The 11,192-nt window shown below is 44.8% G+C and carries 8 protein-coding genes; 4 read left to right on the top strand and 4 right to left on the bottom strand.

Features of this window, described 5'->3' with window-relative positions:
- Positions 1–321: 321 nt before the first annotated feature.
- The 3 genes from AB4496_RS02625 to AB4496_RS02615 all read right to left on the bottom strand — a co-directional run bounded on the left by AB4496_RS02625 (position 322) and on the right by AB4496_RS02615 (position 6,147).
- A complete protein-coding gene (locus tag AB4496_RS02625; protein ID WP_009847560.1) occupies positions 322–3,711 on the bottom strand; it encodes a response regulator in 3,390 nt (1,129 codons plus the stop codon).
- Positions 3,712–3,928: 217 nt separating this feature from the next.
- The gene (gene rsmC, locus AB4496_RS02620; RefSeq protein ID WP_009847559.1) at positions 3,929–4,951 is read right to left on the bottom strand and encodes a 16S rRNA (guanine(1207)-N(2))-methyltransferase RsmC; all 1,023 of its coding nucleotides are present in this window, start codon (positions 4,949–4,951) and stop codon (positions 3,929–3,931) included.
- Between the two features lie 110 nt (positions 4,952–5,061).
- Positions 5,062–6,147, bottom strand: a complete 1,086-nt coding sequence (locus AB4496_RS02615) for an AI-2E family transporter (protein WP_009847558.1) — start codon at positions 6,145–6,147, stop codon at positions 5,062–5,064.
- 76 nt (positions 6,148–6,223) lie between these two features.
- On the opposite strand from AB4496_RS02615, the gene AB4496_RS02610 reads away from it, so the two are divergent.
- Entirely contained in the window at positions 6,224–6,349 is a 126-nt protein-coding gene (locus AB4496_RS02610) for a hypothetical protein (protein WP_009847557.1), read from the top strand.
- A 140-nt stretch (positions 6,350–6,489) separates the two neighbouring features.
- Here the strand turns inward: AB4496_RS02610 and hemL are convergent, their stop codons facing one another.
- Positions 6,490–7,785: a glutamate-1-semialdehyde 2,1-aminomutase gene (gene hemL, locus AB4496_RS02605; protein WP_009847556.1), complete on the bottom strand. Its 1,296-nt coding sequence runs from the start codon at positions 7,783–7,785 to the stop codon at positions 6,490–6,492.
- 296 nt (positions 7,786–8,081) lie between these two features.
- On the opposite strand from hemL, the gene erpA reads away from it, so the two are divergent.
- The 3 genes from erpA to AB4496_RS02590 form a co-directional block, all read left to right on the top strand.
- On the top strand, positions 8,082–8,423 hold the full coding sequence (gene erpA / locus AB4496_RS02600; protein WP_004734539.1) for an iron-sulfur cluster insertion protein ErpA: 342 nt from the start codon (positions 8,082–8,084) through the stop codon (positions 8,421–8,423).
- A 338-nt stretch (positions 8,424–8,761) separates the two neighbouring features.
- Positions 8,762–9,886: an efflux RND transporter periplasmic adaptor subunit gene (locus AB4496_RS02595; protein WP_012604711.1), complete on the top strand. Its 1,125-nt coding sequence runs from the start codon at positions 8,762–8,764 to the stop codon at positions 9,884–9,886.
- Between the two features lie 10 nt (positions 9,887–9,896).
- The coding region (locus AB4496_RS02590) for an efflux RND transporter permease subunit (RefSeq protein ID WP_372130558.1) at positions 9,897–11,192 on the top strand (1,296 nt) is incomplete at its 3' end.

Below are 11,192 nucleotides of genomic sequence, written 5' to 3'. Positions count from 1 at the left end.
GATGTAATTGTAGATCTCGGTCACTTACCTGTTTTACGTTAAATTTTTCTAGAAAATTAAATCTGCCGTTCTGTTGTGACTCGCTTCTCAAACTGCAACAAAGAGCCGGAGGAATGTGAAATTCAGCCAAGAATAAGGCTCAAAATAGTAACTGAACTGGTGATTGTTTAAGATTGAGTAACGTGTCATTTTGCTTGTTTAATGCCGTAAAAGAAGTGTGTTTGAATCGACGTCATTGTCCTTTGGTCGCGTACGATATTCACAAAAAAGCCCACGCTAGGTGGGCTTCATTATTTACAGTAGCTTGAGCTTACTTCAGAGCTAACTGGTCAGTAGTTTTTGTAGCTTATCCCTTAGGGTCTCAATATGAGTTCTTTCAGGTGTCTGTTCTTTACAGTGCTCAAGTATAAACTCGATAGAGCTCAGTACCGTTCGCCAGCGAGGCGTTTTCGGTAGAGTTTCTACACGTAGATATTTGTCTAGCGTTCTAGTTTGCAGGGTACTGCGGTCTAGGTAGACGCGCCACAAGCCACTCTTCTCTGCGAAGGCAAACTTGGTTTCCCCTGTAACAGACTCCCAGTAGATGATGGCATTGGTCATGACATCGACCAGCACTTCACGCATCAGCTCTTGTTTGTTTTTACCTTCACCGGTTGCTTTATCTGCGAGGCGAGTAAATTCACCGCCAAGTTCTTTCAGTTGTTGAAGTTTATCTTTGTCACCCTCAAAGGCGTAGCTTGAAAGTGCCTCAACCGCCGTTTCAAGGTTATTGACTCGGTTTGAGTTAACCCCACCACCAACATTAAAGATATACATGGTGTCGAGCCCTGAGCCTTCAGGTAGCTTAAGGATATCACTTGGTATTCGCTGACGAGTGTCGTCTATATAGATGTCAATATCACCACAGTAGTGAGCTTGTTCCACCTTAAGGTATTTAGGCGCAATGATCTCATCGGCCATAGAGCGTTTAAGCTGCTCTTGCCCGCGCCTAAATAGTTTTGCTGCAGCTTCGTTGGCAAATCGAATTCGTTGGTCATCACGAATACAGATGATGGCCTCAGGGGCTGATTCTAGCTGCTCTAGCAAGCGCCCTTGAGTTTCTAGCAGGTTCGCTTCAACCATGGCTCTGTGTTTAAGCTCCAGTTGCAATTGATCATTCTCAAGACGTCTTTGCTCAGCTTTACTTGCTGATAAGTGAGCCGTAATTCGCGCCGCCAGCTCTTGTTTGTTGAACGGTTTAGACAAGTAATCGTTGGCACCAGCTTCAAAGCCACGAACACGGTCTTCTGCTTGATTAAGAGCTGTGAGCATGATGATTGGCAACTGTGCATGATCGTATTGCTTACGCAGTGCTTCACACACCTGATAGCCACTCATACCTGGCATCATAATATCGAGCAGAAGTAACTCTGGCTTCTCTTTCTCAATCAGTTCAATGGTTTCTGGGCCGTCACATGCGGTGCGCACTCGATAACCTTCCAATTTCAAGAAACTGTCTAGCACGCGTAAATTTACTGGTTCATCGTCGGCGATAACCAGTAACGGACCGTCTGGATCTTCACTGATAACACTATTTTCTTGTTGGCTGTTATCAATTAAATCTGGCGCTTGGAAGTGCGAATAGCTTCCTGAATCACTGTAGTTATCCAATTCTTCTTGGGTGGCTAAAGGTAGGGTAAAGCTGAACGTCGTGCCAAGCATTGGTTGGCTACTTACGTACAGTGAACCGCCCATCAGTTCAATCAATTGACGACTTATGGACAACCCAAGCCCTGCACCTTGGCGATAGTTACTTGAGTCCTGTCCTGCTTGAATCAGTGGCTCAAAGATGTGTTCTAAGTATTCAGCAGGTATGCCTTGGCCTGTATCAACAACTTGTACACGAATGTTGTCGTCGATAACGCTTGCTGAGATAACAATTTTACCTTCTGATGTGTACTTGATGGCATTGCCCACCAAGTTATACATCACTTGTTCTAATCGTTGAGGATCGGACGAAACCAACCCTAAGTCACTGGGTACTTGGTTAATAATTCGGATTGGCTTATTGCCCAACAGATGATGTGACAATTCTAGTACCAAGCTGGTAGCAGCAGATAAATCAACAGCAGATTTATTTATGTCTAAACTGCCGTAGCGCATTTTGTGGTAATCAAGTAGATCATCGACCAGTGTTGCCAATCTCTGGCCACTATTGATGATGATATCCAACTGGTACTTCTGGTTGGCAGGAATAGGACCGTTTGCACCAGATATTAGCGCTTCAGCGATACCTACCATGCCATGTAATGGCGTTCTCAATTCGTGTGATGTTGTTGCTAAGAATTCATCTTTAAGTTTGTTAGCCAGTTGCAACTCTTCATTTTGTTTTTGAATGGTCTTAAGGTTGTCCTCAAGCTCATCATTTTGGCTCTTAATGAGCAGCATCTTTTCACGAATCGAACGTTGCATTCTTTCGAAGCTTACCGCGAGGCGGCCTATCTCATCTTTTCGTTCGGTATTAATCATGGTTTCATCAAGGTCACCCGCAGAGACTTTCTCTGCTGCCCATGTGAGCTTGAGTAACGGTGATGTGATGAAGTTAGACAGATAATGGGATGCGACAAATACAAGAATAATCGCCGTCAACATCACGATCACAAAGATCTTTTCTAACTGATGAATACGGGCAAACGCTTCTTTTTCTGGAAGCTCGACGACGAGTGCCCAAGTCGCATATTTGAGCTCAATTGGAGTATATGCAGCGATGATCGCTTGATCCTGAGCGTTGTCGAAGGTGCCAACGGCCGTTTCTCCTGCCAGAGCTTTATCAACAACATCTAAACTCAGATTAATCGACTCTTGTGAATGGGCAAGGCTACGTGGCAGATGATCATCGCCGACAAGCAAGGTTTGAATATTCGAACTCTTGTTGAGATCGGCAATAAGCTTAGTAATACCATTGATGGGCAGTCTAAACATGGCGTAACTGTGTAGGTAGCCCTGTTGAACGATAGGTGCGCCTAACCATGCGGTCTGTTTACCATTTTCGTCTTTAAAGTCAGAAACGATAACCGGCGTGTAGTCTTCGTTGGATTTGCGTTTGTCTTTTACGTCCTTTTCCAGGCGTTGAAAGGTTTTGCCGAGGTTTGCATCTTTGTACTTACCTGTCAGCAAGTTGGTGCCGTAGTCATCGCGCTTAAAAACTGAATAAGCGATGTTGCCGTTAATGTCGACCAATAAAATGTCGTCAAAATCAGAACGCTTAAGCAGCTCCAAATAAGAGTTGTGGTAGCGCTTGTGCAATAGGCGATAGCGCTCGCTGCCAATAAAGCTGCTGGATTCAGGGAGAATCGATGTTTTGATTTGATCGCCCGATCCTTGAATGTAGCGTTGCTGCGCATTAGCGCGTGCTTCGTCAATGTCTAACCCTAGGCGTTGGAATGCATTGATCAAACCATAGAATCGTCCGCCACTGGCATTGGCAAGCTCTGAGCGAACAAAACCCATCACTTGGGATTCTTGAGCTTGTAGGTAATCGACAATTTGCTGCTGTTTAGTATCACGGACGGAAACAAGGTGCGAAGTACTTTGTTCCTGAAGATCCTGACTGTGCGATTGGAGGAAAAATATCGCGATAAGTGTTACTGGGGTAATACTAAGGACAAGAAATGCCAGCATTAGGGTATTTTGAAGGCGCTTAAACTTCTGCTTACGATAGAATCTAAACATAAATTGGGTACTACTTTCCTTTGATGTACTGCTTGAAAGGGATGAAAACAAGTACAGAGAATAGAATTAACGGGTTCCAATTTAACGAAATTAACGAGTTTTTTTACTTTGACAAGTAAGTGGTATTTAAAGCGTGTGCAAAAGCTCATTTTTATGGGCTTTTGATAGAAATATGAACAGACAGCGCAGATATTGACCCTGCGCTGTGTTAGATAGGCTATTTGCTTGCGTGATAGATCGCGAATTTGGTGGTCTTATTTAGAGTCGCGCATTTTCCAAAAGCTTGCTCAATAATTGGAATGTATTTTAAAAAACTGTTCGCAACAATAATCATCTCACCAGAACGCTTCATGTGGTTAGGAGCCTGAGCAAGTAAGGTTTCAGTCGCACTGTAGCTTGTATCCAAACCAGAATGGAATGGTGGGTTACTGATGATGAATTGGTAATCTTTTGATGTGTCAGAGTAGACATCTGAGGCGAAGACATTACCTGTTAAACCATTGGCTTCTAGCGTTGCTTGGCTAGACGCCACGGCAAATGCACTGATGTCGCACATTTCCAGTTCGATATCAGGGTGACGAGATGCCATTACCGCGCCCAATACGCCTGCACCACAACCGAAATCCAGTACTTTACCTTTCAGTTTTGGCAGGGTATCAAGTAATAGTTGGCTACCAACATCAAATTGACCATGACTGAAGACGCCTGGAAGACTTTTCACGGTCAGTGATTGCTCACCAATGTTAACCGTGTAGGTTTTAAACCAGTCTTGTAGGTTGAAGGCTGGTGGTTGCTCGAAGCATTGACCCCAGTAGAAAGAACAACGACGCGCTGAATCGTATTTCACGACTTTTCCGTAAGGAGCAAACATCTTCTCGATACTTTTAACACCAGAACGATTTTCGCCAACTACGACAATCTCGGTATCTTTACCTAACTTGGCAAATAACATCGCCAACAGAAATTCCGCTTCCGCTTTGGCCTTTGGCCAGTACAGCATCACTAAGTCGGCTTTGGTCTCTTCGGTAAACTCCGCACCATAAAAACGTTGGATGGTGCTGCAGCCTTCTAATTGACGGTAGTAGCTGTAATTAGAAGTAAACACGGTGACTGATTCACAATGTTTCGCTAATTCAACAGGGAATAAGTCTTCTGCCTCACCTGCAACTAAAACATGTTTGCCTTCAAAGTAGGCGAGTTGACGTTGAGCAATTTGGCTTGGGGCAATATAAGCTGACATAGGACACTCTATTGAATCGTTAGCAAAAAATGAGGGCGGATTTTCGCATAATCCGCCCAAAGCTTGAAGTGTTTAATACGGGTTCGGCAACCAAGTTGCTGAACAGTTGATCAACTCTTGTCTTGCTGGTTTAAAAAGTCTTTAAACTCTTCATCGTAAATATTGAAAAGAACGATAGTAATAGCAAAGATCAGTGGGCCGTAGATAAGACCAATTAGGCCAAAAAGTTGAATACCACCCAACAGTGAGAAGAAGATCATTAGGGTATTCATGCCTGCACTACCTTGCATCAGCAGCGGGCGCAGTAGGTTGTCAATTGAGCCAACAATCGCGACACAGTAAACCGTTAGGAAAATTGCCCACGTGGTATCACCGGTTAGGAATAAGTAGGTTGCGGCTGGGATCCAGATTAGAGCGGTACCGACCACGGGGATGAAAGAGGCAAAGCCCATCATAGTGCCCCAGAACAACCCAGGGAAACCAGCAATCCACATACCTAAACCACCCGCAAAACCTTGCGCTATTGCGGTTAAGAATGAGCCCATAACGGCAGACTTAGAAACTTGCTCAATCTCAGTGAGGAGCTTGTCTTCTTGGCTACGAGATAGCGGAAGAATATGACGAACCACACTGATGATTTTGTCGTGATCTCTTAATAAGAAGAACAGAACAAACAGCATCAAGAAGAAATCCATTAAGAAGTTGGTCGCATCACCAAGGATTTTCGCACTGATACCAACCAGTTTAGAACCAAAACTTGTCGCGAATTCTCCGACTTTCTGTGCGATGGCTTGGGGCTCAATGTTGTCGAAAGGCAGGTAGTTATTCACAAACGACAGCGCTTTGACCACAAGTGGGTGTGCAAACAGAGTCTGAATACCGCCGTGTGTCACCCATTGGTACGTGTTCTGAGAGAACAGAGAGCCTTGCTGAACAATTGCTGCAAATACTGCCAATAAAGGGATAACAATAATGAAAGTCAGGATCACACAAGAAAGTAGAGAGACTACGTTCTCTTTATTCGGTATCTTCTTTTCAAGCCATTCGTGAATTGGAAACATCAGCAACGAGATGATGAATGCCATTACTATGGAATTTACATAAGGCTCGATAAGCAAGTAACAAGCATAAGCCGCCGCAAGTAGGGCAATGATGATCACCCAGTGGCTGGTGTTGATTTTGAGTTTTTCTGACACGTTAATGGTCTCTATATTTGCGTTCTGAGTTTATAATGGCTGCAAAACAGAGAGTTAGCAATGAGGAGTTTTGATAATGGGATGCTGTAATAAAGATAAGAAATGCCAAGACGAAGAACAGCAAATAAAAAAAGAGATCCCTTGGTTCAGAATGTTCCTAGGTACGCTGATGTTGTTGGTTTTTCTTTTCTGGGAACGTTAGACGTTTTTCGTTAGGTTTTCGAATAAATTGACGGGTAATTAAGCGGAAATACTCGAGTTTAATTTAGTCGATGCATTAAAAAGGGCTGCGTTAATGCAGCCCTAAATTCAATCGGTTAGCTACTTATAAAGTGCTTTCGATTATTTGCTTTCAGCAGCAATGATCGCAAGAGATCGGTCAGCAGCTTCTAGTGTTGCATCCAGTTCTTTTGAACCATGAGCAAGAGAAGTAAAGCTTGCTTCGAATGCTGAAGGTGCAAGGTAAACACCGTGATCTAACATTAGATGGAAGAAGCGCTTGAAGCGTTCTACATCACACTTAGTTACATCTTCGTAGCACGTCACCGTTTCTTGGTCTGTGAAGAAGAAACCAAACATACCGCCAACTTGGTGAACTAGCATAGGGATGCCGTGCTTGTCAGCAAGTTGCTTGAAGCCATTTGCCAACTGCTTAGTTTTAGACGCTAGACGCTTTTCGTTGCCTTCTTCTCTTAGAAGATTCAAACATGCGTAGCCAGCAGCCATTGCAACAGGGTTACCTGAAAGCGTACCTGCTTGGTAAACAGGCCCCGTTGGTGCGATGTATTGCATCACGTCTTTACGACCACCAAAAGCACCCACTGGCATGCCGCCGCCAATCACTTTACCAAGACACGTTAGGTCTGGCTTGATGTTGTAGTAAGCCTGAGCACAACCTTCAGCAACGCGGAAACCTGTCATTACTTCATCAAAGATTAGCAATGCACCTTCTTGATCACAGATCTCACGTAGACCTTCGTGGAAGCCTTCTACTGGTGGGATACAGTTCATGTTGCCCGCGACAGGCTCAACGATGATACACGCGATCTCACCTTTGTTTGCTGCGAAGATTTCACGTACTGAATCTAGATTATTGAAAGTTGCAGTTAGCGTTAGTTTCGCAAAATCAGCCGGTACGCCTGGAGAGCTTGGTTGACCTAAAGTCAGTGCGCCAGAACCTGCTTTTACAAGTAGGCTGTCTGCGTGACCGTGGTAACAACCTTCAAACTTAAGGATTTTGTCACGACCAGTAAAGCCACGAGCGAGACGAATCGCACTCATTGTTGCTTCTGTACCTGAGCTCACCATACGCAGCTGTTCCATTGATGGAACCATCTCAGATACAAGTTCAGCCATCTTGATTTCAGTTTCGGTTGGAGCACCAAAGCTAAGGCCGCGTTGAGCTGCTGCAGTAACAGCGTCACGAATAACAACGTGGTTGTGACCAAGGATCATTGGACCCCAAGAGCCAACGTAATCGATATATGCTTTACCATCAGCATCAAAAATAAGTGGGCCATCAGCGCGTTCAACGAAGATAGGAGAACCACCTACGCCATTGAATGCACGAACTGGAGAGTTTACGCCACCAGGAATAGTTTGCTGTGCTTTTTCGTACAGCTCTGCTGATTTGGTCATTGATATATCCTCTTTTGACTGTCGGACCAATTGGCACGCATTGTACCTATCCGGAATCCAACTAGGAATGCCTTCGCTGATATAATCACCCGAATCTGGTTGTTTTGTGTGGTTACGCGTTTTAATTGTCAGATATTAGCGAGTTTACAGCAGTAAAAGGAACGATCCTGTGGTGAATACTTGAACGTTTCAGTCAGGTATTAGATAATCACCAGAATATAAGAAAATACTCAACAACTATGGTCTCGATTTAGATTTGTATCATGTTGTTTTTGACACAGGTAAGAGAGGTTGTCGTGAGCGAAGTAAATATCCCATTGTCCTTTTCTGATGCAGCAGCTACCCGCGTACAAACGCTAATTGCTGAAGAAGAAAACCCAGAGCTAAAACTGCGTGTATACATTACAGGCGGCGGTTGTAGTGGCTTCCAGTACGGCTTCACATTTGATGAAAAAGTAAATGATGGCGACACTACCATTGTAAATAGCGGTGTGACGCTGGTTGTTGACCCAATGAGCCTACAGTACTTAATGGGCGGCATGGTTGATTACACTGAAGGCCTAGAAGGCGCACGTTTCTTTGTGAACAACCCGAACGCGACAACAACATGTGGTTGTGGCGCATCATTTAGCGTTTAGCGTGCACGAAAGGTAGCTTGAACGGAAAGCTACATTAGAAATATTTTAAACGCCGAGCCAATGCTCGGTGTTTTTGTTTGTAAAAAATACACCATACAAAACAGACAGTAAGTCGACTTATTCTAGGCATGTACGCCAAGGTTATTTTGGGTGGTTATACTTAAGCTTTCACTTTATTCATTTGCTTTATAGTAAACGCCATATTTTTTAAACTGTCGATAGCGTCCAACTTCGTTGGGTGTGGGTCTGTTAAAGTTACCTCTGTGCATCAGGATGTTGCATATGACGGTGTTAAGCTAATTAGCGCGCCTTAATCACATCGGACAAAAGGATTTGCTATGCCCACTCTATTTTCTAACTCTCCATTTTTTCAGAAACTGAAGCAGCCGTGGTTGGTTTCTCTGGTTCTAGTTGTACTGTTGTCGATTTGGCTTGGTTTAGGAGTGGGGCAAGCGGAAGAGTCACCAGCAAAAAAAGCGACAGAAATTCCGCTGGCTAAGGTTTCCTTTCAAACATTCACTTCATCCCCCACCTTTAAAACCATAGATCTTTATGGTCGCACAGCTCCCGATAGGCATGCTCGATTGGGAGCGGAAGTCGCGGGCAAGATTGTTAGGTTGAACGTTGTGAAAGGCGATACGGTTAAAGTAGGGCAAGCCATTGCTCAGATAGATAAAGGTGACTTAGAGATTCAGCTAGAGCGAGCTTCGGCTTTATATCGATTGAAGCAGAAAGAATTTAAGGCGGCGCAGTCGCTGAAAAAAAGAGGGCTGCAAGGCGAGATAGCCTACACCACAGCTGAGGCTTCGTTAACTGAAGCGAAGGCTATGAAGCGTAATGCTGAACTGGCTCTAAAAAATACAGTCATCACATCGCCTTTCTCCGGTGTGGTTCAAGATTTGATGGTGGAGCTCGGTGATTTCGTTGGTGTTGGCGATCCTGTTGCTGGCGTGATTGACCTCGATCCTTTGGTTATTGAGGCCGATGTCAGTGAGCGTCATATCCAGCATTTGCTAGTCAATCAATCAGCTTTGGTTCGCCTGTTAGGGAGAGAAGAAGCGGAAGGTCGTCTGCGCTATGTTTCTCGAATCTCTTCTGCCTCAACCAATACCTTCCCTATTGAGATTGAAATCGACAACTCAGATGGCCTGTTACCTGCGGGTGTTAGTGCTGAAGTCACCCTTAATCTAGAAACAAGAGACGCTATCAAAGTGACGCCTGCCATGTTGGCACTGGATGAGGCCGGTAATCTTGGGGTCAAAACTTTGGTTTCAATTGACGACTCACCAATCGTGAAATTTGTCGGCATTCAACTGGTGAAAGCTGAGCAAGATGGAGTGTGGCTGACGGGGTTAGGTCAGCGTGTCGATATCATCACTGTGGGGCAAGGTTTTGTTCGTGATGGTGACTCGGTGATTGCTGTTGAGCAAGGTGTTGAACTCTCTAACGTAACTGCAGAGTAGGAGATAACCGATGTATTCAATTATTGATGCAGCCTTGTCTCGCGCTCGAACAATGCTCTCTCTTTTGGCACTCATATTGGTCGCAGGTGTCGTTACCTATATCACGATCCCCAAAGAATCGAGCCCCGACATTACCATCCCGATTATCTACGTTTCTGTTGGGCACCAAGGTATTTCGCCAACCGATGCAGAACGCTTATTGGTTAGACCGATAGAACAAGAGCTGAGGTCGATTGAAGGCGTAAAAGAGATGACCGCAACCGCAGCAGAAGGCCACGCCTCAGTTGTGTTGGAGTTTAATGTTGGCGTTGATCTCACCAAAGCGATGGCTGATGTGCGTGATGCTGTCGATTTAGCCAAACCAAAATTACCAGAAGACAGTGATGAGCCGACCGTGAATGAGGTGACGCTCGCGTCTGAGCAGCCAGTGTTGTCAGTTGTTCTGTTTGGTACCGTTCCTGAGCGCACCATAGTGCAAATTGCTCGAGAGCTTGGGGATAAGCTCGAAAGCTATCGCCAAATTCTAGAGGTCGATATTGCAGGCGATCGCGATGACATTGTTGAGATCATTGTCGATCCGCTGTTGATGGAGAGCTACAGCTTAGATCAAGCGGATATCTATAACCTGATCGCTCTGAACAATCGAGTGGTCGCCGCTGGTTTTGTTGACACTGGCTACGGACGTTTCTCAGTCAAAGTTCCTTCGGTGTTTAACTCTTTAAAAGACGTACTTGAGTTACCTATCAAAGTGGATGGTAAACAGGTCGTAACCTTTGGTGATGTGGCCACGGTTCGTCGAGCGTTTCGAGATCCTGATAGCTTTGCCCGTTTAGATGGTAAATCTGCGGTGGTCTTGGATATCAAGAAGCGTGCGGGTGAAAATATCATCGAAACCGTAGAGTTAGTTAAAGCGGTTATGGCTGGTGCTCAACAACAAGCGGAATGGCCCAATAACTTATTGGTTAAATACACCTGGGATGAATCTAAAGATGTGAAGATCATGCTCAACGATCTTCAAAACAATATCTTGTCCGCCATCATTTTAGTGGTGATCGTTATCATCGCCATTCTTGGTGTTCGAACCGCGTTATTGGTTGGAATTTCAATACCTGGATCATTCCTCACGGGATTGTTGGTGTTGTCTGTGTTTGGTCTAACCGTCAACATTGTGGTTCTGTTCTCTTTGATCATGGCCGTTGGTATGTTGGTCGACGGCGCGATTGTTGTTACCGAGTTTGCCGATAGGCGAATGCAAGAAGGTGAAGGTCGAAAAGAAGCTTACCGAGACGCAGCGAAACGGATGGCG

Source organism: Vibrio sp. 10N.222.46.A1, from assembly GCF_041473595.1.
Lineage (GTDB): Bacteria > Pseudomonadota > Gammaproteobacteria > Enterobacterales > Vibrionaceae > Vibrio > Vibrio tasmaniensis_A.
This window is presented reverse-complemented; position numbering and strand designations above follow the sequence as displayed.

What these genes read in the sequence shown, in the direction of transcription:
- AB4496_RS02595 (WP_012604711.1), top strand. Translation starts at nt 8,762, where the DNA reads ATGCCCACTCTATTTTCTAACTCTCCATTTTTTCAGAAACTGAAGCAG.
- AB4496_RS02610 (WP_009847557.1), top strand. Translation starts at nt 6,224, where the DNA reads ATGGGATGCTGTAATAAAGATAAGAAATGCCAAGACGAAGAACAGCAA.
- AB4496_RS02625 (WP_009847560.1), bottom strand. Translation starts at nt 3,711, where the DNA reads ATGTTTAGATTCTATCGTAAGCAGAAGTTTAAGCGCCTTCAAAATACC.
- hemL (WP_009847556.1), bottom strand. Translation starts at nt 7,785, where the DNA reads ATGACCAAATCAGCAGAGCTGTACGAAAAAGCACAGCAAACTATTCCT.
- rsmC (WP_009847559.1), bottom strand. Translation starts at nt 4,951, where the DNA reads ATGTCAGCTTATATTGCCCCAAGCCAAATTGCTCAACGTCAACTCGCC.